This is a genomic window from Acidovorax sp. GW821-FHT10E03 (genome assembly GCF_059415205.1).
Genome location: NZ_JBWKMU010000005.1, coordinates 249,653 through 270,248, shown reverse-complemented (window position 1 = coordinate 270,248; position 20,596 = coordinate 249,653). Strand labels below are relative to the sequence as shown.

Genomic DNA, 20,596 nt, shown 5'->3' with positions numbered 1-20,596 from the left:
GGCGGCGCGCCTAGCGCCGCCGCGCCAGCCGCACCATCACCGGCCCGTCAGGCCGCAAGGTCACGTGCAGCCTCGGCGCGCACGCGGGCGCCCCACCCGGCAACCGCAGCTGATAGCGCTGCAGCAGCATGGCCGCGAGCAGCGTCATCTCCAGCATCGCGAAGTGCTGGCCAATGCACACGCGGGGGCCCACGCCGAACGGTATCCATGCACCCTTGGGGATGGCCGGGGCATCGTCCAGAAAACGCTCGGGCACGAACCGGTCGGCCTGGGCAAACCAGCGTTCATCCCGGTGCAGCACCCAAGGCGTGATGCGCAGCATCGCGCCCTGGGGCACGGCCACGCCCCCCAGCGTGATGGGCGCGGTGGTGCGCCGGGTCATCAGCGCGGCAATCGGCGGGTACAGGCGCAGCGCCTCCTTGAGCGTGGCGGCCAGAAAGGGCAGCCGGGCCAGGTGCTCGGGGCCGGGCGTCTGGCCCGGGGGCAGCACGCTGTCCACCTCGGCCTGCGCGCGCTGCGCGGCCTCGGGGTGTTCGGCCATCAGGCGGCTCCACCACAGCAGCGTGGTGGCGCTGGTTTCGTGCCCGGCCTGGAAGCTGACCATGCACTGGTCGAAGACCTCCTGCGGCGACAGCGGCTCGCCCGTGGATTCGTCGCGCAGCGCCAGCAGCATGTGCAGCAGGTCGGTGCGCGGCGGAGCGCTCGCCGGGCCGCCCTCTTCCCGCCTGCGCGCATCGATGTGGCGCTGCACCAGCCCCCGGAGCGCCTTGAGCGCGCGCCGCTTGGCGGACTTGCCGGGCAGGGGCAGCCAGTCGGGCAGCGTGAAGGGCATGAACATTTCGCGGAACGCCGTCTCCGACAGCGTCTGCGTGGCCCAGGCGGCGTCGCGCGCATCGGCCTTTGCCGACTCGCTGAACAGCGTGCGCAGGATCACGTCCATCGCCACGCCGGTCCACAGTGTGTCCATGGGCACCAGCGCCTCGGTCTGGCCGGCGGGCACGGCCGCATCAAGCGCGCTGCGGGCGGCATCGGTCATCAGTTGCGCGTAGCCCGCCACGCGCCTGGGGCTGAACGCGGGCATCAGCATGCGGCGCTGGCGCTGCCAGGTGTCGCCCTCGGTGACCAGCACGCTCTGGCCAAACACCTGCTCGAACACGGCAATGCCGCGCTCCCAGCGGATCAGTTGGTCGGCATGGGTGACCAGCGCCTCGCGCACCAGCTCGGGCGACATGAGGTCCCATGCATCCTCATGAACCAGGCGCATGCGGGTGAGGTCGCCATGGCGGCGCTGCAGCCGCACGACAAAGCCCAGGTAGTCGGCGCGCATGTCGCGCAGCAGGGGCAGCCCCCACCAGCGGCGGGCAGGGCCGCCAGGCCGTGCGGCCTGGGCGGTGGCGGGGGGTATCGGAGCGGTCGCGGCGGGAGTGGTGGTCGTGGTGTTCATGCCGTGCATGGTGCAATGCAGCAGCCGCCGGGTATTGAACGAATTCGACATCGCCCCTGGCCTACACTCGCGCCCCATGGCAACCCTGGTCCCACCTTCCGCACGGCATCCACAGGGGCTGATCCCCTCGGGCCAGCTGTGGCTGCCGCGCGCCAGCCTGTCGGCCTGCCTGCGCGGTGCCATGGTGCGCAGCACGCTGGGCTACGCGCTCCGTGACGAGCAACGCATCAACCGCTTTCCGGCCACGCCCCTGTGCAGCCTGAGCTGGTGGTTTGAGGGTCGCAGCGAATGCCTGGTGCCCGAGCGCCCCGACACCATGCCCGGCCTGCACAGCCCGCGCGAGGCCTACCCCGGTCGCTGGGTGCTGACGGGCCCGCACACTCGGCCCAGCACCAGCTATTGCGCCCATCCCACCCACGCCATGATGGTGATGTTCATGCCCGATGCGCTGCACCAGCTCATCGGCCTGGAGCCCGAGACGCTGACCGACCGCATGGTGGACGCGCAAACCGTGCTGCCGCCCGACTGGATCGCGATGTGCGAAGCCGTGCAGCACCAGCCCGACGACGCGGCCCGCATGGCGTGCCTGGAAGCATTTCTGGAGCCCCGCTGGCAAGCCTGCCGCCCCGCGCAAGCGCTGCAGGCGCAGCGCTATGGCGACTGGGCCATGCACCTCGCGCAACGCGCCGCCGTGTCGGCCCCAGGCCGCAGCCTGCGCCAGCTGGAGCGCCGCATCAAGCGCTGGGCAGGGCTGCCGCTGCGCGAGCTGCGCGGCTTCGGCAAGGCCGAGCAGGCGTTCTTCGACACCATCGCGGCCGAGGCTGTCCACGGCACGGTGAAATGGGCCGATGTGGCGGCGGGCGCAGGTTTCTCGGACCAGTCGCACCTGTGCCGCGTTACCCGGCGCGTCACCGGCTACGCACCGCAGGCACTGTATGACGGCATCTACGGCGACGAAGCGTTCTGGGCGTACCGCATCTGGGTGTAGGTGCAGCGGGGGTGGCCGCCCGCCCGCAGTCCGCCACGGCGGCGCACGCCGCAGGGCGCACGCCACGTATCATCCCCGCCATGCTTGCCAAGTTGATGAGTCTTTTTCTGCTGGGGATCGTGCGGTTTCTCACCGGCTCCCAGGCCCGCTGGTATGGCTGCCCGCCCAAGGCCGAACAGCGTATCTACTTCGCCAACCACCAGAGCCATGCCGACATGGTGCTGATCTGGGCCGCGCTGCCCGAGGAGCTGCGCAGCATCACCCGCCCCATCGCGGCCAAGGACTACTGGACCAAGACGCCCTTGCGGCAATGGATCACCACGGCCGTGTTCAACGCCGTCTATGTGGACCGGCAGGCCACGCCCGCGCGGCCGACCGCGGCCGTGGCGGCGGAGCCCGGGGGCGCGCCCGCGGCCCCGGCCGATGCCGACACCGCCATGGCCGGCGGCCCCGACCCCTCGCCCGAAGCCCCGCCCCGCCCGCCCAGCCCCGAGGCGCTGCGCGCCGCGCTGCCCGAGTCGGACCCGCTGGCGCCGCTGGTGCGCGCGCTGGAGAGCGGCGACTCCATCGTGATCTTCCCCGAGGGCACGCGCGGCCATGGCGACGAGCCGCAGCCGTTCAAGTCGGGCCTGTTCAAGCTGGCGCAGATGTTCCCGCAGGTGGTGCTGGTGCCCGCCTGGATCAACAACGTGCAGCGCGTGATGCCCAAGGGCGAAGTGGTGCCCGTGCCCATCCTGTGTTCCGTGACCTTTGGCGCACCCGTCCAGCTCGAAGCGGGTGAAGAACGCCGTCCGTTCCTGGACCGCGCACGCCGCGCCGTGATCGCGCTGCGGGAAGTCTGACCATGACGATCCCCAAGCCCCTGCCCTCGCCTATCGCCGCGCCCCCGGGGGCGGCACGGACATGAACAACTTCCTGCGCAACCTCACCGCCACCCAGCAGATCGGGGCCCTGTTCCTGGTCGTGTTCGGCATCCTGTCCATCGTCACCGTCTGGGCCTTCGTGCGCAACCTGCGCGAGCACGCGGGCGACGATCCCGAATCCGAGGCGCGCGCGCTGGAGGCCAAGCGCTTCTGGGGCCTGCTCAAGACCTCGTGGATGATGGCCACCGTGTTCTGGGTGGGCTGGGTGCTGGGCGATACCGTGGCCACCGTGCTCTTCGCGATCGTGGGCTTTTTCGCGCTGCGCGAGTTCATCACGCTCTCGCCCACGCGCCGGGGCGACCACCGCAGCCTGGTGCTGGCCTTCTTCGTGGTGCTGCCGCTGCAGTTCTGGATCGTGGGCAGCAAGCACTTCGACCTGTTCACGGTGTTCATCCCCGTCTACGTGTTCCTGGCCCTGCCCGTGGTGAGCGCGCTGGCCAACGACCCGCAGCGCTTCCTGGAGCGCAACGCCAAGCTGCAGTGGGGCATCATGGTCTGCGTGTACGGCATGAGCCATGTGCCCGCGCTGCTGCTGCTCGACTTTCCGGGCTACCGCGACAAGGGCGCTTTCCTGGTGTTCTTCCTGGTCTTCGTGGTGCAGACCTGCATGGTGGTGCAGCATCTCCTGGGCCGGCGCTTTCCGCACAAGCCCGTGGCGCCGCAGGTCAGCCAGAGCTTCCAGTGGGCGAGCTGGCTGGCGGGCGTGGGCGTGGGCGGGCTGGTGGGCACGCTGCTCACCTTCATCACGCCCTTCAAGCCCGGGCAGGCGCTGGGCATGGCGCTGCTGGCCTGCGTGGCGGGCAGCCTGGGGCACCTGGTGATGAAGGCGCTCAAGCGCGACCGTGGCATCACGAGCTGGGGCATGCAGGGCATGTCCGTCACCGGCGCGGGCGGCCTGCTCGACCGGGTGGACGCCCTGTGCTTCGCGGCGCCGGTGTTCTTCCATTCGGTGCGCTGGTACTTCGGCCTCTGACAATAAAATCGGCCACCAGCGCTTTACCAACAAGCGCCGGTAGCTATCAAATAAATAGCAAATGCGCATTCTCGGCATCGACCCCGGCCTGCAGACCACCGGCTTCGGCGTGGTGGACATGGACGGCCACCAGCTCAGCTACGTGGCCAGCGGCACCATCCGCACCACCACGCTGGCGCTGGGTGACCTGCCCGGGCGCCTGAAGATCCTGTTCGACGGCATCACCGAGGTGGCCGCGCGCTACGAGCCCGATGTGGCCTCGGTCGAGATCGTGTTCGTCAACGTCAATCCACAGTCCACCCTGCTGCTGGGCCAGGCGCGCGGCGCCTGCATCACGGCCCTGGTGGCCAGCAAACTGCCCGTGGCCGAATACACCGCGCTGCAGATGAAAAAGGCCGTGGTCGGCCATGGCCGCGCGGCCAAGAGCCAGGTGCAGGAGATGGTGCGCCGCCTGCTGCGCCTGCCCGGCCTGCCGGGCACCGATGCGGCCGACGGCCTGGGCATGGCCATCACCCACGCGCATGCCGGTGCGGCCATGGGGCGGCTGGGGGAAGCGGCCACGCTCAACCGGCGCCAGCATGCGATGTACAAGGGCGGGCGCAGCTACTGACCCCGGGCGCCCGCAAGACGGCGCCCCGCTGCGGCTTCGACCGGCCACCCGCCGGAATGCCGGCGTGCCACAGGCAAAAAAATACCGCGCCCGAAGGCGCGGTATAGCCCCACCAGGGTTTCTGCGGCAATGACAGGGTCAGGCCACCTGCGTCTTGAGCCGGTCGGCACGCTCCTTGGGCGAGGGGTGCGTGGACAGGAAGCTGGTGGAATCCCCGCCCGACATGGCGGCGAGCTTTTCCAGGGCCGTCACGCAGGCCGCGGGCTGGTAGCGCTTGGCCTTCATGAAGCCCATGGCGTAGTCATCGGCCTCGCGCTCATTGCCTTGCGAGTGCTGGGCGCGTACCACCTTCTCGAACAGGTCACCCAGCTGCGAGCTGGCGATGGCACCGGCCTTGCCGTTGCTCGACGCCACGGCGTTGCGCAGCGCGCTGGTGCGCAGGGCGGTCTGGATGCGGGCCTTGGTGTGGCCGGCCTTGACGTGGCCGATCTCGTGGCCGATCACGTAGCGCACCTCGTCGTCGGTGAACTTGTCCATGAGGCCCGAATACACGCGGATCGTGCCGTTGGCCATGGCGAAGGCGTTGATCTCGGGCGTGAGGTAGACCTTGAAATTCATCTTGAGGCCGTCGTGCGTGCCCAGGCCCGAGGTGAGTTTGGTGAGGCGGGTGGCGTAGGGGTTGCCTGCCGGGGCCACCTTGTTCTGGCGGTCCATCTCGGCGGACATCTGGTCGAACGTGCTCTTGAGTTCCTCGTCCGACAGGCTCTCGGACTTGGCCAGGTCCTTGCCCGCATCCAGCATCTTGCCCAGGTCGAACTGCGCCCACACGGGCGATACGGCGCTCACGCCGGAAGCCAGGGTCACAAGCGTCAACAATTTACGGCGGTCCATCGGGGTTCCCTCTCTGACGTCAGTCAGTTGATTGATCTTGGTCTGATTGTTTTTTTGCGCAACCAACCGCAAGCAGTGGTGGGCGCGCGCCGAAGGATAGCCACGCCAGTGCCGTTTCCGGCCCCTGGTGATGTCTGCAGATGTAAGAACTGTGTGCCGATGCTGGCGGCGGGCGCGGCGGCGCTGATGGCCGCAGCCATTGCCGTGCCAGAACAGCCGGGAATGTGAAAAAACGCTCCAGGCGCTTACTGGTCAATCACATCACGCTGCACAAAACATAGCATTCGACGGTATTGGTCAGCCGCTGTGCCGCGCCCAGTCATGCGGCTGCCCCCGGGATTCAGCGCCCCAGGCCCCGCTTGAGCTCCTTGAGCAGCAGCAGCACCTGGTTGGATGCGTGGCGGCAGCTTCCGTTGAGCAGCTGCACGGCCTTTTGCTGCTCCCCCGCCTGGAACAGGGTCACGACATCGGCCGCCTGCTGGTGGAAGTACTTGTGCCGCGCCACCAGCATGTCGAACGCCGGAAAGTGCCCCAACCGCACGCGCCCCGTGCCGTAGAGCCAGCGGCCCAGGTCGCAGCGGTCGTCCTGGCAGATGCGGTCGGGCCGCATGACCTCCTGCGAGCGGCCATTGATCATGTCCTGCAGCTGCAGGCGCCAGCGCTCGTGGCTGGCGATGGCCGCGTCGATGTCGATCTCGGTCATCAGCATGGAGGCGTATTCGGCGTCCAGCACCAGCTCGCTGCCGTTGTCTTCCATGGCCCAGGTGGTGTCGGGGCTGGCAGGGTCTTGCTCCCGGATCTTGAACAGGCGGCTGAAAAAACCCATGCTTGGTCCCAGTAAAGGCCTCGTGCGGGAAACCGGAAATCGTCCCGGCAGAAATGCCTTGAAACATTTTGTGGGTGCGGCGCATTTTTGGCTACCAAAAAATCGCCTCTCCGCGCACGCGGCCCAGGGCAACCCTTCAGCCGCTGCCAGCTCTGGCACCCGGCCTGCACGAATGTGGTGGCCGCCGGACAATGCACCCATGACTTCCACCGCCACCCGCCCCGCCCTGTCCATGCTCGACCTGGTCGCCGTCCGCGAAGGCGGCACCGTCGCCGACGCGCTGCAGATTGCCCTGCGCACCGCGCAGCACGCCGAAAAACTGGGCTTTGCCCGCTACTGGCTGGCGGAGCACCACAACATGGCGGGCATCGCCAGCTCGGCCACCGCCGTGCTGGTGGGGCACATCGCGGGGGGCACCTCGCGCATCCGCGTGGGCTCGGGCGGCGTCATGCTGCCCAACCACGCGCCGCTGGTGGTGGCCGAGGCCTTCGGCACGCTGGCCGAGCTGTACCCCGGCCGCATCGACCTGGGCCTGGGCCGCGCGCCGGGCACCGACCCCACCACCATGCGCGCATTGCGCCGCAGCCGGGTGGAGACGGCCGACGACTTTCCGCAGGACGTGGCCGAGCTGCAGCGCCTGCTGGCACCGGCAGAACCCAACCAGCGCCTGATCGCGATGCCCGGCGCAGGCACCAATGTGCCCATCTGGCTGCTGGGCTCCAGCCTGTTCTCGGCGCAACTGGCGGCGGAGCGCGGCCTGCCCTATGCCTTTGCCTCGCACTTCGCGCCGCGCCTGCTGCACCAGGCCATCGACCTGTACCGCAACCTGTACCGCCCGTCCGCCGCCTGGCCCAAGCCCTATGTGGCGATCGGGGTGCCCCTGATTGCAGCGCCCACGGACGAGGAAGCGGAGTTCCTGGCCAGCAGCACCTACCAGCGGGTGCTGGGCATCCTGACGGGCGACCGCCGCCGCCTGCTGCCACCCATCGAAAACTACGCCGCGCGCCTGCAGCCGCAGGAACGTGCGGCCATCGGAGACTTTCTGGCCGCCGCCGTCATCGGCGGGCCGGACACCGTGCGATCGGGCCTGGAGCAACTGAGCGAGGCCACGGGCGCCGATGAGCTCATGCTGGTGAGCGACGTGTACGACCCGGCGCTGCGGCTGCGCTCGCTGGACATCGCGGCGCAGGCCCACGGCACCCTGCGGGCCACAGGCATGCCTCTGCCAGCCTGAATCACCACACACCCCTGTCGCCCAGGCTTCACCGCGCCAGATATCCGCCATCCACCGGGTAATACGCCCCGGTCACAAATGACGCCTTGGCGGACGCCAGCCAAGCCACCAGCTCCGCCACCTCTTCGGGCTGCCCCAGGCGGCCGATGGGGTGCGCGCCCACCAGCATGGCATTGACGCCTGCGTCCTGCTCCAGACCGCTGATCATCGGCGTGTGGATAAAGGCGGGCCCCACGGCATTGATGCGCACGCCATGGGCCCCGTATTCAATGGCTGCCGCCTTGGTCAACCCCACCACACCGTGCTTGGCGGCCGTATAGGCCGGCGCCGTGGCAAACCCCACGGAGCCCAGGATGGACGCCATGTTGATGATGGCGCCACCGCCGTTCTTGAGCATGGCCGCGATCTGGTACCTCATGCCGTAGAACACGCCCGACAGGTTGATGTTGATGACCTGCGTCCAGCCCTCCAGCGGATAGTCGGCCGTGGGCGCCTGCGGGCCGCCGATGCCAGCGTTGTTGCAGGCAACGTCCAGACGGCCATAGTGGGCAACCGTGCGGTTGACCAGCGTTTCGCAGTCTGCGGGCTTGCCCACGTCGGCGGCCACAAAAATGGCGTCGCCGCCCGCCGCACGCACCAGCGCAGCCGTTTCCTCGCCCGCCGGCACGTTCACATCCGACACCACGACCTTGGCGCCTTCGCGCGCCCACACAAGCGCAATGGCACGCCCAATGCCCGACGATGCCCCCGTGACCAACGCCACCTTGTTCTTCAGCATGAAAGACTCCTGGTTCATTCAGAACACCTGCAACCCGATGCCACAGGTCCGTTTTTTTCATTCTGCGCGCCCGGGGTGCCGGCGCCTTGACCTGGATCACGCCTCCGACAGCGGGACCCACGGCGCGGCAAGTGGCCTCGGGTAGCGGCTACCATCTCGGACTGCAGGGCATTTCTGCCTCCACCCACCGTTGTGTGATTTCCTGACGCCCACGCCTTACCGCCCACGCCCGCATGCCCGCTTTTTCCTTTGAAGCCCTGGACGCCCAGGGCCAGACCCGCAAGGGCCTCATGGAGGCCGACACCGCCAAGGCGGCGCGCAGCCTGCTGCGGGCCCAGGCCCTGGTGCCGCTGGCCGTGGAACTGGTGCAGACCGGACAGTCGCTGGACGGGAGCGCCGCCAGCCTCGGCCAGCGGCTGTTCACCCGGCCGGTGTTCGGTGCCACCGCGCTGGCCATCTGGACGCGCCAGATCGCCGGGCTGGTGTCGTCCGGGCTGCCGCTCGAACGCGCCCTCACCGCCTTGTCGGAAGAGGCCGATGACGAGCGCCAGCGCCACCTGGTGGCCGCGCTGCGCGCCGAGGTGAATGCCGGCGCCACGTTCGCCCGCGCGCTGTCGCAGCACCCGCGCGAGTTCTCGGACATCTACTGCGCCGTGATCGGCGCGGGCGAACACAGCGGCAACCTGGGCCTGGTGCTGGAGCGCCTGGCCGACGACCTGGAAGAGCGCCAGGCGCTCAAGGCCAAGCTGGTGGGCGCTGCGCTTTACCCGGCCATCGTGACCATCGTGGCCATCGTGATCGTGCTCTTCCTCGTCGGCTACGTGGTGCCCCAGGTGGCCAGCGTGTTCGCGGGCACCAAGCGGGCGCTGCCGTTCCTCACGGTGGCCATGCTGGGCATCAGCGCTTTTGTGCGCAGCTATGGCTTGATGGTGCTGATTGCTTTTGTCTTGATGGTTTTTGGCGCACGCTGGGCACTGACCATTGGGCATATCCGTGAAAAATTCGATGCCGCCTGGCTCAACCTGCCCCTCGTGGGCAAGCTGGCGCGCGGCTACAACGCGGCGCGTTTTGCCGGCACGCTGGCCATGCTGGCGGGCGCGGGCGTGCCCATCCTGAAAGCCCTGCAGGCCGCCGCCGAAACCCTGAACAACCGCGCGCTGCGCGCCGACGCGCTGGACGCGCTGGTGCTGGTGCGCGAAGGCGCGCCCCTGGCCTCGGCGCTGGCGCAGAAAAAGCGTTTTCCCGGCCTGCTGTCGATGTTCGCGCGCCTGGGCGAGCAGACCGGGCAGTTGCCGGTGATGCTGCAGCGCGCCGCACGGCAGCTTTCCACCGAGGTGCAGCGCCGCGCGATGGCGCTGGCCACCATCCTGGAGCCTTTGCTCATCGTCGGCATGGGCATGATCGTGATGCTGATCGTGCTGGCCGTGTTGCTGCCCATCATCCAGCTGAATCAGTTTGTGAAGTGACTTTATGGCCGTGACCCTGGACGACAAGCTGGTGGTGGCGATCTCCTCGCGCGCGCTGTTCAACTTCGAGGAAGAAAACCGCGTCTTCGAACACGAGAGCGATGACCGCGCCTACGTGGAGCTGCAGCGCCAGCGCCTGGACGTGCCCGCCGCACCTGGCGTGGCGTTCTCGCTGGTGCGCAAACTGCTCGCCTTCAACACCTCGGAGCACCAGCGGGTGGAGGTGGTGCTGCTCTCGCGCAATGACCCGGTCAGTGGCATGCGCGTGTTCCGCTCCTGCAACGCCCATGGCCTGCCGACCATCCAGCGCGGCGTGTTCACCCAGGGGCGGGACCCGTTTCGCTATCTGCGTCCCCTGGGCGCGCACCTGTTCCTGTCGGCGAATGAGGCCGATGTGCGCGAGGCCCTGCACCTGGGCTACCCCGCCGCGCGGGTGGTCACCGAGTCGGTGCGGGCCGGCGACGCGAACCCGCAGGAAGTGCGCATTGCCTTTGACGGCGACGCCGTGCTGTTCTCCGACGAGGCCGAGCGGGTGTACCAGGCCGAGGGCCTGGCCGCGTTCCAGCAGCACGAGACCGACAAGGCGGCCCTGCCCCTGCCCGACGGCCCCTTCAAGCCCCTGCTCGCGGCGCTGCACCGGCTGCAATCCGCCGGAGAATTCGGCGGCGCCACCGGCATGCGCATCCGCACGGCCCTGGTCACGGCGCGCAGCGCACCCGCGCACGAACGCGCGATCCGCACGCTGATGGACTGGAACATCGACGTGGACGAAGCCATGTTCCTGGGCGGCCTGCCCAAGGGCGAGTTCCTGCGCGAGTTCGAGCCGGACTTCTTCTTCGACGACCAGACGGGCCATGTGACGTCGGCAGCGCGCCATGTGCCCGCGGGACATGTGAACAGCGGCATCTCCAACCCCCTGCGTGCCGGGGGCGGCTGAGGCAGGGGGTGGCGATGGTCCGGGCTCTTGCCGCGAAAAGTTCTGCAAAGTCCTGCAACGCCGGGTGAAAGCCTGCAAAGCCCCGGTTGCAATCCGCCGGCGGCCCACCAACTGTGCCAACATCGTCCCCCGAACCCCACTGAAGGAAGATGTGTTGCGCAAGAGAATTTCCCTGGCCGCCTGCCTGATGGGCGCCGTGCTGGCCACCATGGGCTCCGCCGCGCTGGCCCAGGCCCCTGCCGCACCGCCGCCAGAGCCTGCGGCGAGCGCGCCCGCCGAGCCCGGCACGGGGCAGACCAAGGGCGAGATCAAGGCCATGCGCGATTTCAAGATGCTGGACTTCAACGGCGACGGCAAGCTCAGCCGCACCGAGGTCAAGCTCTTTCCCCGCCTGGCGGCCGCGTTTGACGAGGCGGACACGGACGGCGACGGCTACGTGTCGTACGAAGAGGTTCGCGTCTTCGCCGCCAGATACCGCGCGGAGCGGGACCGCAACAAGGCAGCCCAGGCCGCCCGCCAGCCCGCCTCCGGCAGCCAGCCCTGAGCCCGCCCGGGTGGACGGCTGACCATCCCTCTCCCGCAGGCAAGCGCGCAGCGCGGGCAGCCAGATCCGGGGTCAAATAGGTGTTTTGCGCTTGCTGGATAAGCGCCTTCAGCTATATTTTCAGGAGCATCACCCCGCAGGCGCCGCTGGGGGTGGAAAGCCGATCCGCACAAGGGACGGGCTGCGGGCGGCAGCATTGCGCGCCACCGGCCAAAAAAATGCAAAAGAAGCAAGGAACAGCCACTGCGGGCAGCGCGGTACCGGTGCCACCGGCCCAGCACGCAGCGCAGGCGGCGGCGGGCTAGAGGCCGCCCGTGCGCTTGATCTTGGGGTCCGAGTACGTCAGCGGCTCGTTCTTGACCTGCTGGGCCAGGCGCTCCTGCAAGGTCATCCGGTTGATGTCCTGCGCCACTTCCACCGCACTGCCGCTGGCCCGCCACATCGACTGGATGAGCTCCAGCAGCTGCTTGTAGATTGGCTCCTTGGGCGGCTCTGGCGGTTCTTCCACGGTGTCCTTTTTTTTCACCTCGGTCCAGTCCCGGTTCGCCACGTCGGGCGCCGACGGCTTGTCGGGCTCGCGCACGATCGCGCCCTCGCCCATCCGGTCCATGGACTCGACGGGGTTGGATGCGTTGATGGGACGCACCGGTGGCGCGCCAGAGGCGCCAGTGGAATACAAATCAGCGCCCTGAGGACGCCAACTCGGCGATCGATCGACAGGTGGCATTTGCATGGCAATGGCCCGTAGTTGAGATGAATGACAGAGGGTCTTTTGGCCTCTTCGTACATTCATTACGGCAAAAAGAAGGGGAAATTTAGGTCTTTTTCAGCGATTGCCTAAAATTAAGGGTTTTCACCTACCTTTGTCGCGATTTTCAGGCCGCCAAAGGGCCTGATGAATGGCCGGGCACGCGGATTGAACACGCAGGCGGTGGCAACCACGCGGGTTGCGTGTTGCTTTTTGGGGTGGAATGCCGCCGGCAGGCGCCAGCGGCGGGCCCGAAACGCCCACCATGGGCTACCGGCGATCCTGTGCGGGAAGGGCCCCGGCATGGCGGGGCTGGCGCGTCAGAGGAAGCGTTCGAGCAGCCGGCGCGAATGCCGGTCCAGCGCGGTGGTGTCCTGGACCCGGAACTGGACCCCGTCCCCGCCCGCGATCAGCAGCCGGGTGCGCCCCCCCAGCCTGCGGATGTCTTCCTCGGCCTTGAGCACCAGCTTGGCGGGTCCGCGATCGGTCTCCACATCCCAGGTGCTGGGGGTCGAAAAGCTCGACACGGCAACGATTTTTTCAATAGTGGGCACAAACTCGCGCACTTCCAGCTCTTCTTCGATGAGCTGGCGCGCGGTGGCCTCCAGCTGGTCGAGCCGGTCGATCCACAGCAGCTCGTGGCCATCCGAACCGATCAAGGAGAGCCCGTGCGCCGGCGCGGCAATGGGGAAGGCCCGCACGGGGGTGATGCTTTCGTGGACGGTGCCATCGGGCAGGGTCAGGACCAGCCGGCCGTGCGGGTTGCGGGCCAGGGTGAATTCAGGCTGCGACACCAGGGTGAAGGTGGTTGTGTTCATGGCGGTTCCCACGGTGGCGGTCACGAATTGCCGGCCGGGTGGGCCGGGTGCAGCAGGCTGCTGTCGATGATGACGCCGGCGGCCTGCGCGTCTTCCTCGGCGCGGCGGGCCTGGGCTTCGTACAGCCGCCAGTAGGCGCCCTGTTTCTCCATGAGTTCGTCGTGGGGGCCCACTTCCACCACCTCGCCGCGGTCCATCACCACCAGGCGGTCGGCCTTGCGCAGGGTGGACAGGCGGTGGGCGATGGCGATGGTGGTGCGGCCCTGCACCAGGTTGTCCAGTGCCTTCTGGATTTCCTTCTCGGTCTCGGTGTCCACGGCCGAGGTGGCCTCGTCGAGGATCAGGATGCGCGGGTCGATCAGCAGCGCACGCGCGATGCTGATGCGCTGGCGCTCACCGCCCGACAGGCCCTGGCCGCGCTCGCCCACCAGCGAGTCGTAGCCGTGCGGCAGGCGCAGGATGAACTCGTGCGCGTGGGCCGCGCGGGCGGCCGCCACGATCTCCTCGCGCGTGGCCTCGGGCTTGCCGTAGGCGATGTTCTCGGCGATGGTGCCGAAGAAAAGGAAGGGCTCCTGCAACACCAGGCCGATGTGGCGCCGGTAGTCGGCCACGGCGAAGCGGCGGATGTCCACGCCATCGACCTGGATGGAGCCGTCGCTCACGTCGTAGAAGCGGCTGATCAGGTTCACCAGGGTGCTCTTGCCCGAGCCGCTGTGGCCCACCAAGCCGATCATCTCGCCGGGGCGGATATCCAGGTCCAGCCCCTTGATGACCGCGCGGCTACCGTAGCGGAAACCCACGTTGCGCATGGCGATGGCGCCCTGCACCTTGTCCACCTTCACCGGCTGGGCCGGGTCGGGCACGTTGCTCACGTGGTCCAGGATGTCGAAGATGCGCTTGGCGCCGGCCGCCGCCTTCTGCGTGACCGAGACGATGCGGCTCATGGAGTCGAGCCGGCTGTAGAAGCGCCCGATGTAGGCGATGAAGGCCGTGAGCACGCCCACCGTGATCTGGTTGCGCGAGACCAGCCAGATGCCGAAGGCCCAGACCACGAGCAGGCCGATCTCGGTGAGCAGCGACACCGTGGGGGTGAACAGCGACCAGGTCTTGTTGAGCTTGTCGTTGACCTCCAGGTTGTGCTGGTTGGCATCACGAAAGCGCTGGGCCTCGCGCTTTTCCTGGGCGAAGGCCTTGACCACGCGGATGCCGGGGATGGTGTCGGCCAGCACGTTGGTGACCTCGGACCAGACGCGGTCGATCTTCTCGAAGCCGGTGCGCAGGCGGTCGCGCACGGTGTGGATCATCCAGGCGATGAAGGGCAGCGGCACCAGCGTGACCAGGGCCAGCCAGGGGTTGATGGAGAACAGGATGGCCGCCGTCATCATGATCATGAGCACGTCGGTCACGAAATCCAGGGCATGCAAGGAAAGGAAAACGTTGATGCGGTCTGTCTCCGAGCCGATGCGCGCCATCAGGTCACCGGTGCGCTTGCCCCCGAAATAGTCGAGCGACAGGCGCAGCAGGTGCTCGTAGGTGGTGGTGCGCAGGTCGGCGCCGATGCGCTCGGACACCAGCGCCAGGATGTAGGTGCGCGCCCAGGACAGGCCCCAGGCCGCCAGGGCGGACAGCAGCAGGCCGCTCAGGTACAGCAGCACCAGGCCCGGTTCGATCTGCTTGCCGTTCTGGAACGGGATGAGGATGTCATCCATCAGCGGGATGGTGAGGTACGGCGGCACCAGGGTGGCGGCGGTGGAGGCCAGCGTCAGCCCGAAGCCGGCCGCCAGCTGCTTGCGGTAGGGCCGGGCAAAGCGCCACAGGCGCAGCAGCACCCAGGTGGAGGTCTGGGGCGGCTGGGCGCGGGCACAGGCCGGGCACTCCTCCGTATCGGGGGGCAGCGGCGTGTGGCAGGTGGGACAGGTGGGCTCGTCGGCCTCCTCGGCGGCGTCCGCCTCGCCCCGCGCGCTTTGCTGCTCGAAACGCTGCACCAGGCGCAGTGCCTGGGCATGCTGTGACAGGGTGAAGCGCCACAGGGCCAGGCGCGCCCGCGCATCGTGCAGTTCCAGCGAACCCACGCCCCCGTGGTCCTGCAGGCGCAGGGCCAGGCCGTCGCCCAGGGGCCAGCCGCGCCAGGCGGTGGTACCCGGATCGCAGGCCAGCAGGCGCTCGGACGTCACCACCACCCAGCCCGCCGCGAAACGCAGGGCCGTGCTCAGGTCAACCTGGAGCGCTGCCAGTACGTTCTCTTTGGGAGCGAGCATGGCCCGCAAATCGGCCCCCACGGGGCCGGAAAAGACACCCGAGGCGTCCACAGAATGGTGATGTTGCATTTTTGGTTGGTATTTCCGCCCCCGGCAGCCTGCGGTGACCGATCTCGCGAAAGCGCGAATTCTCCCCCATACTGCGCCCCACGGCGCGGCGGCGTCCCGCTGTAACGTGTGCGGCAGTCATCTGGCTGACACCGCATCCCGGCTCCAGTCTGGCGCACAATCATCGTCCACAAAGTCACCTTTTCCCAGCAAGGCCCGCAAAAGGCCGGAAACACACCCGCTGCAATCCATGGCGAAACTCAACGATATCCAACTGCTTCGCATCAACTACCTGCGCGGCCCCAATATCTGGACCTACCGGCCCGTGCTGGAGGTCTGGCTGGACCTGGGGGAACTGGAGGACCATCCCTCCAACCTCCTCCCCGGCTTCAACGAGCGCCTCACCGCCTGGCTGCCCGCGCTGATCGAGCACCACTGCGGCGTGGGCGAGCGCGGCGGGTTCCTGCAGCGCCTGCAGGAAGGCACCTGGTGCGGCCACGTGCTGGAGCACATCGTGATCGAGCTGCTGAACCTGGCGGGCATGCCCACCGGCTTCGGCCAGACCCGCAGCACCTCGCAGCGCGGCGTGTACCGCATGGTGTTCCGCGCCCGCGACGAGCAGGTGGCGCGCATGGCCCTGGCCCAGGGCCATGGCCTGATCATGGCGGCGATCAACGACGAGCCCTTTGACGTGCAGGCCGCCGTGGCCCGCGTGCGCACCGAGGTCGATGACCAGTACCTGGGCCCCAGCACCGCCTGCATCGTGACGGCCGCCACCGACCGGGGCATCCCGCACATCCGCCTGAACGACGGCAACCTCGTGCAGCTGGGCTATGGCGCCAGCCAGCGCCGCATCTGGACGGCCGAGACCGAATTCACCAGCGCCATCGCCGAGGGCATCGCGAGCGACAAGGACCTGACCAAGAGCCTGCTCAAGTCCTGCGGCGTGCCCATTCCCGAAGGCCGCGTGGTCAACAGCCCCGAGGAAGCCTGGGAAGCGGCCGAGGACATCGGCCTGCCCGTGGTGGTCAAGCCCTCCGACGGCAACCACGGCCGGGGCGTGACGCTGGACCTGCGCAAGAAGGAAGACATCGAGGCGGCCTACCACGTGGCCTACCCCGAGGGCAGCGACGTGATGGTCGAGAGCTTCATCCCCGGCGACGAGCACCGCCTGCTGGTGGTGGGCGGCAAGGTGGTGGCCGCGGCGCGCGGCGAGGTGGTCAGCATCACCGGCAACGGGCGCTCCACCGTCAAGGAACTGATCGACACCCAGCTCAACTCCGACCCGCGCCGGGGCTATGAGGAAGAGTACCCGCTCGAAATCATCGACCTGGCGACCGACACCAAGGTGCAGCTCGAGCTCAAGCGCCAGGACCTCGACGCCAGCTCTGTGCCCGCCGCCGGCCGCCAGGTGGTGGTGCAGCGCAACGGCAACGTGGCCGTGGACTGCACCGACGACGTGCACCCCGAGGTGGCCTACATCGCCCAGCTGGCCGCCAAGGTGGTGGGCCTCGACATCGCCGGCATCGACATGGTGGCCAGGGACATTTCCAAGCCCCTGCACGCCCAGGGCGGCGCCATTGTCGAGGTCAATGCGGGCCCGGGCCTGCTGATGCACCTCAAGCCCGCCGTGGGCGCGCCGCGCCCGGTGGGGCAGGCGATCGCGGAACACCTGTTCCCGTCCGAGGACGGCGATGGACAGGCCGGCCGCATTCCGGTGGTCGGCGTGGCCGGCACGCGCAGCACCTCGACCATCGCACGCGTGGTGGCGTGGCTGCTGCACCTGGGTGGGCACCACACGGGCCTGGCCTGCCGCGAAGGCCTGTTCCTGGACCGCCGCTGCGTCGAGACCACGGACTGCGCCCACTGGGAAGCCGCCCACCGCCTGCTCATGAACCAGATGGTGCAGGCCGCCGTGATCGAAAGCGACGCGCGCACCATCCTGCGCGACGGCCTCGCCTACGACCGCTGCCAGGTGGGCGTGGTGACCGACATGGACGGCGTGGAAACCCTGGCCGAATTCGACGTGCACGAGCAGGACCAGATGACCAAGGTGATGCGCACCCAGGTCGACGTGGTGCTGGCCGAGGGCGCCGCCGTGCTGAACGCGGCCATCCCCCAGGTGGCAGACCTCGCCCCGCTGTCGGATGGCGCCGTGGTGCTGTACGCCCAGGACGCCACGCTGCCCGTGATCGTGGAGCACCGCGCCACGGACAACGGCCGCGCCGTGATCGTGAAGAACGGCCGCGTGGTGCTGGCCACCGGCAGCGCCGAGCACGTGCTGGGCTCGCTGTCGGACCTCACCTTCGGGCGCAACGCCGTGGTGCCGGACACCGATGCCCTGCTGGCCGCCATCGGCGCGGCGTGGGCGCTCAACATCGCCCCCGACCTGATCGGCGCGGGCATCAAGACCTTCGAGCCCGACCTGCCGGCGCCAGTGGGCCTGCCTTCCTGATCCGCCCGTAGAGAACCGAACGCCCGCGACTTGAACGGGGCCCGCGAGCCCCGAACGATTACTGAAAGAGACCCCATGGATGTATCCCGCACCCGGGCCCTGCGCGGCCCCAACCTCTGGAGCCGCCACATGGCCATCGAGGCCGTGGTTGCCTGCACCGAAGCCGAACGCGCCGTGGGCCAGATGCCCGGATTCGAAGCGCGGCTGCGGGCCCTGTTCCCCGCCATCGGCGTCCTTCATGCCGAAGGGAGCACCGACATTTCCCTGGCGCACGTGCTGCAGACGGCCGCGCTGAACCTGCAGGCCCAGGCCGGCTGCCCCGTGACCTTCGCGCGCACCACCGCCACCACCGACGCGGGCGTGTACCAGGTCGTGGTCGAGTACAGCGAAGAGGCCGTGGGCCGCCAGGCGTTCGAAGACGCCCAGCAGCTCATCCAGGCCGCGCTCGGTCACGGCGGCTTCGATGCCGATGCGGTGATCGCCAAGCTGCGCGAGCTCGACGAAGACGAGCGCCTGGGCCCGAGCACCGGCTCCATCGTGGATGCGGCCGTGGCGCGCGGCATCCCCTACCGGCGCCTCACGCGCGGCAGCCTGGTGCAGTTCGGCTGGGGCTCCAAGCAGCGCCGCATCCAGGCCGCCGAGGTCGACTCGACCAGCGCCGTGGCCGAATCCATCGGCCAGGACAAGGACCTGACCAAGCGCCTGCTGCATGCGGCCGGCGTGCCCGTGCCGCTGGGCAAGCCGGTCGAGACGCTCGACGAGGCCTGGGAAGTGGCCCAGAAGGTGGGCCTGCCCGTGGTCGTGAAGCCGCAGGACGGCAACCAGGGCAAGGGCGTGACGGTGAACATCACCGACCGCGCGCAGCTCGAGGAAGCCTTCCGCACCGCGGCCGAATACGGCACGGTGATGGTCGAGCGCTTCCTGCCGGGCCACGATTTCCGCCTGCTCGTGGTGGGCGACCAGCTCGTGGCCGCCGCGCGCCGCGAGCCGCCCCAGGTGCTGGGCGACGGCCAGCACACGGTGCGCGAACTGGTCCACCAGGTCAACCTGGACCCGCGCCGTGGCGAAGGCCACGCGACCTCGCTCACCAAGATCCGCCTGGATGACATCGCCGTGGCCCGCCTGGCCATGCAGGGCCTGACGCCCGACTCGGTGCCGCCCAAGGGCCAGCGCGTCATCCTGCGCAACAACGCCAACCTGTCCACCGGCGGCACCGCCACCGACGTGACCGACGACGTGCACCCCGAGGTCGCCGCGCGCGCCGTGGCCGCGGCGCAGATGGTGGGCCTGCACATCTGCGGCGTCGACATGGTGGCCGAAACCGTGCTGCGCCCGCTCGAAGAACAGGGCGGCGGTTTCGTCGAGGTGAATGCCGCCCCCGGCCTGCGCATGCACCTGGCACCCAGCTACGGCAAGCCGCGCAACGTGGGCCAGGCCATGGTGGACAAGCTGTACGCCCATGGCGACGACGGCCGCATTCCGGTCGTGGCGGTCACGGGCACCAATGGCAAGACCACCACGGCGCGCCTGATCGCCCACCTGTTCACGGCCCAGGGCCTGCGCGTGGGCATGACCAACACCGACGGCGTGTACGTGAACGGCCGCCAGATCGACAGCGGCGACTGCAGCGGCCCCAAGAGCGCGCGCAACGTGCTGCTGCACCCCGAGGTGGACGCGGCCGTGTTCGAGACGGCGCGCGGCGGCATCCTGCGCGAAGGCCTGGGCTTCGACCGCTGCCAGGTGGCCGTGGTCACCAACATCGGCGCGGGCGACCACCTGGGCCTGAACTACATCACCACGGTGGAAGACCTCGCCGTGCTCAAGCGCGTGATCGTGCAGAACGTGGCCACCACGGGCTATGGCGTGCTCAACGCCGCCGACCCCATCGTGGCGGCCATGGCGCCCGCCTGCCCCGGCAAGATCATCTTCTTTGCGAGCGACCGCCACCACCCCGTGATGGCCACGCACCGCGCGCAGGGCCACCGCACCGTGTACGTGGACGGCGACTCCATCGTGGCCTCGGAAGGCTCGTGGCGCGAGACCATCCACCTTCGCGACGTGCCCATCACGCGCAACGGCAAGATCGGCTTCCAGGTCGAGAACGTCATGGCCTCCGTGGCCGCCGCCTGGGGCGTGGGCATGCCCTGGCAGACCATCCGCCGCGGCCTGTCGGGCTTCGTGAACGACAGCGACAACGCGCCCGGCCGCTTCAACATCATGGACTACCGGGGTGCCACCGTGATCGCCGACTACGGCCACAACCCCGACGCCATGCGCGCCCTGGTGGGTGCCGTGGACGCGCTGCCCGCCAAACGCCGCAGCGTGGTCATCAGCGGCGCGGGCGACCGCCGCGACGAGGACATCCGCGACCAGACCGTGATCCTGGGTGCCGCGTTCGACGACGTGATCCTATACCAGGACGCCGCGCAGCGCGGCCGTGCCGACGGCGAAGTGATGGCCCTGCTGCGCGAAGGCCTGGTGGGCGCATCGCGCACCACGCACGTGGAAGAGATCCGCGGCGAATTCATCGCCATCGACGCCGCCCTGGCGCGCCTGCAGCCCGGCGACCTGTGCCTGGTGCTGGTGGACCAGGTGGAGGAAGCGCTGGCCCATCTGGCACAGCGCTGCGCCGACGCCGGGGCCACGGCGTGACGA

At 68.8% G+C, this 20,596-nt stretch carries 17 protein-coding genes; 10 read left to right on the top strand and 7 right to left on the bottom strand.

Going from position 1 to position 20,596, the window contains the following annotated elements; all coding sequences use genetic code 11:
- Positions 1-10 precede the first annotated feature (10 nt).
- Positions 11-1,444, bottom strand: coding sequence for a cytochrome P450 (locus AC07OD_RS11025; RefSeq protein ID WP_494596625.1), 1,434 nt, complete (start codon positions 1,442-1,444; stop codon positions 11-13).
- 76 nt (positions 1,445-1,520) lie between these two features.
- Here AC07OD_RS11025 and AC07OD_RS11020 point away from each other — a divergent pair, with 76 nt between their 5' ends.
- From AC07OD_RS11020 to ruvC, 4 genes are all read left to right on the top strand, one after another.
- Positions 1,521-2,432: a helix-turn-helix domain-containing protein gene (locus AC07OD_RS11020; protein WP_255594768.1), complete on the top strand. Its 912-nt coding sequence runs from the start codon at positions 1,521-1,523 to the stop codon at positions 2,430-2,432.
- Between the two features lie 80 nt (positions 2,433-2,512).
- On the top strand, positions 2,513-3,274 hold the full coding sequence (locus AC07OD_RS11015; protein ID WP_218339704.1) for a lysophospholipid acyltransferase family protein: 762 nt from the start codon (positions 2,513-2,515) through the stop codon (positions 3,272-3,274).
- A 61-nt stretch (positions 3,275-3,335) separates the two neighbouring features.
- Positions 3,336-4,328 carry a phosphatidate cytidylyltransferase gene (locus AC07OD_RS11010; RefSeq protein ID WP_218296088.1) on the top strand — a complete coding sequence of 331 codons (993 nt, stop codon included), beginning with the start codon at positions 3,336-3,338 and terminating at the stop codon, positions 4,326-4,328.
- A 61-nt stretch (positions 4,329-4,389) separates the two neighbouring features.
- Entirely contained in the window at positions 4,390-4,938 is a 549-nt protein-coding gene (gene ruvC, locus AC07OD_RS11005) for a crossover junction endodeoxyribonuclease RuvC (RefSeq protein ID WP_494596621.1), read from the top strand.
- A 138-nt stretch (positions 4,939-5,076) separates the two neighbouring features.
- Here the strand turns inward: ruvC and AC07OD_RS11000 are convergent, their stop codons facing one another.
- Both AC07OD_RS11000 and AC07OD_RS10995 read right to left on the bottom strand, forming a co-directional pair.
- The gene (locus tag AC07OD_RS11000; RefSeq protein ID WP_218296090.1) at positions 5,077-5,829 is read right to left on the bottom strand and encodes a M48 family metallopeptidase; all 753 of its coding nucleotides are present in this window, start codon (positions 5,827-5,829) and stop codon (positions 5,077-5,079) included.
- A gap of 340 nt (positions 5,830-6,169) precedes the next feature.
- A complete protein-coding gene (locus AC07OD_RS10995) occupies positions 6,170-6,655 on the bottom strand; it encodes a CZB domain-containing protein (RefSeq protein WP_218339706.1) in 486 nt (161 codons plus the stop codon).
- A 199-nt stretch (positions 6,656-6,854) separates the two neighbouring features.
- Between AC07OD_RS10995 and AC07OD_RS10990 the strand changes: the two genes are divergently transcribed.
- Positions 6,855-7,889 (top strand): LLM class flavin-dependent oxidoreductase, encoded by a 1,035-nt coding sequence (locus AC07OD_RS10990; RefSeq protein ID WP_494596618.1) that lies wholly within the window; start codon positions 6,855-6,857, stop codon positions 7,887-7,889.
- Between the two features lie 28 nt (positions 7,890-7,917).
- On the opposite strand, the gene AC07OD_RS10985 is transcribed toward AC07OD_RS10990, so the two are convergent.
- Positions 7,918-8,667, bottom strand: coding sequence for an SDR family NAD(P)-dependent oxidoreductase (locus tag AC07OD_RS10985; protein WP_494596616.1), 750 nt, complete (start codon positions 8,665-8,667; stop codon positions 7,918-7,920).
- Positions 8,668-8,900: 233 nt separating this feature from the next.
- Here AC07OD_RS10985 and gspF point away from each other — a divergent pair, with 233 nt between their 5' ends.
- The 3 genes from gspF (at position 8,901) to AC07OD_RS10970 (ending at position 11,614) form a co-directional block, all read left to right on the top strand.
- Positions 8,901-10,133, top strand: a complete 1,233-nt coding sequence (gene gspF / locus AC07OD_RS10980) for a type II secretion system inner membrane protein GspF (protein ID WP_218296094.1) — start codon at positions 8,901-8,903, stop codon at positions 10,131-10,133.
- Between the two features lie 4 nt (positions 10,134-10,137).
- A complete protein-coding gene (locus AC07OD_RS10975) occupies positions 10,138-11,070 on the top strand; it encodes a 5'-nucleotidase (RefSeq protein ID WP_494596613.1) in 933 nt (310 codons plus the stop codon).
- A gap of 154 nt (positions 11,071-11,224) precedes the next feature.
- Positions 11,225-11,614, top strand: coding sequence for an EF-hand domain-containing protein (locus tag AC07OD_RS10970; protein WP_255591038.1), 390 nt, complete (start codon positions 11,225-11,227; stop codon positions 11,612-11,614).
- Between the two features lie 301 nt (positions 11,615-11,915).
- Here the strand turns inward: AC07OD_RS10970 and AC07OD_RS10965 are convergent, their stop codons facing one another.
- The 3 genes from AC07OD_RS10965 to AC07OD_RS10955 all read right to left on the bottom strand — a co-directional run bounded on the left by AC07OD_RS10965 (position 11,916) and on the right by AC07OD_RS10955 (position 15,507).
- Positions 11,916-12,347: a hypothetical protein gene (locus AC07OD_RS10965; protein WP_218296096.1), complete on the bottom strand. Its 432-nt coding sequence runs from the start codon at positions 12,345-12,347 to the stop codon at positions 11,916-11,918.
- Between the two features lie 335 nt (positions 12,348-12,682).
- Positions 12,683-13,180 (bottom strand): cyanophycin metabolism-associated DUF1854 family protein, encoded by a 498-nt coding sequence (locus AC07OD_RS10960; protein ID WP_494596611.1) that lies wholly within the window; start codon positions 13,178-13,180, stop codon positions 12,683-12,685.
- Positions 13,181-13,200: 20 nt separating this feature from the next.
- A complete protein-coding gene (locus AC07OD_RS10955; protein ID WP_218296098.1) occupies positions 13,201-15,507 on the bottom strand; it encodes a cyanophycin metabolism-associated ABC transporter in 2,307 nt (768 codons plus the stop codon).
- A 229-nt stretch (positions 15,508-15,736) separates the two neighbouring features.
- On the opposite strand from AC07OD_RS10955, the gene AC07OD_RS10950 reads away from it, so the two are divergent.
- Complete coding sequence (locus AC07OD_RS10950) at positions 15,737-17,941, top strand: cyanophycin synthetase (protein ID WP_369643343.1); 2,205 nt, start codon at positions 15,737-15,739, stop codon at positions 17,939-17,941.
- Positions 17,942-18,016: 75 nt separating this feature from the next.
- Positions 18,017-20,593 carry a cyanophycin synthetase gene (gene cphA / locus AC07OD_RS10945; RefSeq protein WP_218296100.1) on the top strand — a complete coding sequence of 859 codons (2,577 nt, stop codon included), beginning with the start codon at positions 18,017-18,019 and terminating at the stop codon, positions 20,591-20,593.
- The last annotated feature ends 3 nt before the right edge of the window (positions 20,594-20,596 follow it).

What these genes read in the sequence shown, in the direction of transcription:
- AC07OD_RS10955 (WP_218296098.1), bottom strand. Translation starts at nt 15,507, where the DNA reads ATGCAACATCACCATTCTGTGGACGCCTCGGGTGTCTTTTCCGGCCCC.
- AC07OD_RS10960 (WP_494596611.1), bottom strand. Translation starts at nt 13,180, where the DNA reads ATGAACACAACCACCTTCACCCTGGTGTCGCAGCCTGAATTCACCCTG.
- AC07OD_RS11000 (WP_218296090.1), bottom strand. Translation starts at nt 5,829, where the DNA reads ATGGACCGCCGTAAATTGTTGACGCTTGTGACCCTGGCTTCCGGCGTG.
- ruvC (WP_494596621.1), top strand. Translation starts at nt 4,390, where the DNA reads ATGCGCATTCTCGGCATCGACCCCGGCCTGCAGACCACCGGCTTCGGC.
- AC07OD_RS11020 (WP_255594768.1), top strand. Translation starts at nt 1,521, where the DNA reads ATGGCAACCCTGGTCCCACCTTCCGCACGGCATCCACAGGGGCTGATC.
- cphA (WP_218296100.1), top strand. Translation starts at nt 18,017, where the DNA reads ATGGATGTATCCCGCACCCGGGCCCTGCGCGGCCCCAACCTCTGGAGC.
- AC07OD_RS10990 (WP_494596618.1), top strand. Translation starts at nt 6,855, where the DNA reads ATGACTTCCACCGCCACCCGCCCCGCCCTGTCCATGCTCGACCTGGTC.
- AC07OD_RS10975 (WP_494596613.1), top strand. Translation starts at nt 10,138, where the DNA reads ATGGCCGTGACCCTGGACGACAAGCTGGTGGTGGCGATCTCCTCGCGC.
- gspF (WP_218296094.1), top strand. Translation starts at nt 8,901, where the DNA reads ATGCCCGCTTTTTCCTTTGAAGCCCTGGACGCCCAGGGCCAGACCCGC.
- AC07OD_RS10965 (WP_218296096.1), bottom strand. Translation starts at nt 12,347, where the DNA reads ATGCAAATGCCACCTGTCGATCGATCGCCGAGTTGGCGTCCTCAGGGC.
- AC07OD_RS10995 (WP_218339706.1), bottom strand. Translation starts at nt 6,655, where the DNA reads ATGGGTTTTTTCAGCCGCCTGTTCAAGATCCGGGAGCAAGACCCTGCC.
- AC07OD_RS10985 (WP_494596616.1), bottom strand. Translation starts at nt 8,667, where the DNA reads ATGCTGAAGAACAAGGTGGCGTTGGTCACGGGGGCATCGTCGGGCATT.
- AC07OD_RS11025 (WP_494596625.1), bottom strand. Translation starts at nt 1,444, where the DNA reads ATGAACACCACGACCACCACTCCCGCCGCGACCGCTCCGATACCCCCC.
- AC07OD_RS11010 (WP_218296088.1), top strand. Translation starts at nt 3,336, where the DNA reads ATGAACAACTTCCTGCGCAACCTCACCGCCACCCAGCAGATCGGGGCC.
- AC07OD_RS10950 (WP_369643343.1), top strand. Translation starts at nt 15,737, where the DNA reads ATGGCGAAACTCAACGATATCCAACTGCTTCGCATCAACTACCTGCGC.
- AC07OD_RS11015 (WP_218339704.1), top strand. Translation starts at nt 2,513, where the DNA reads ATGCTTGCCAAGTTGATGAGTCTTTTTCTGCTGGGGATCGTGCGGTTT.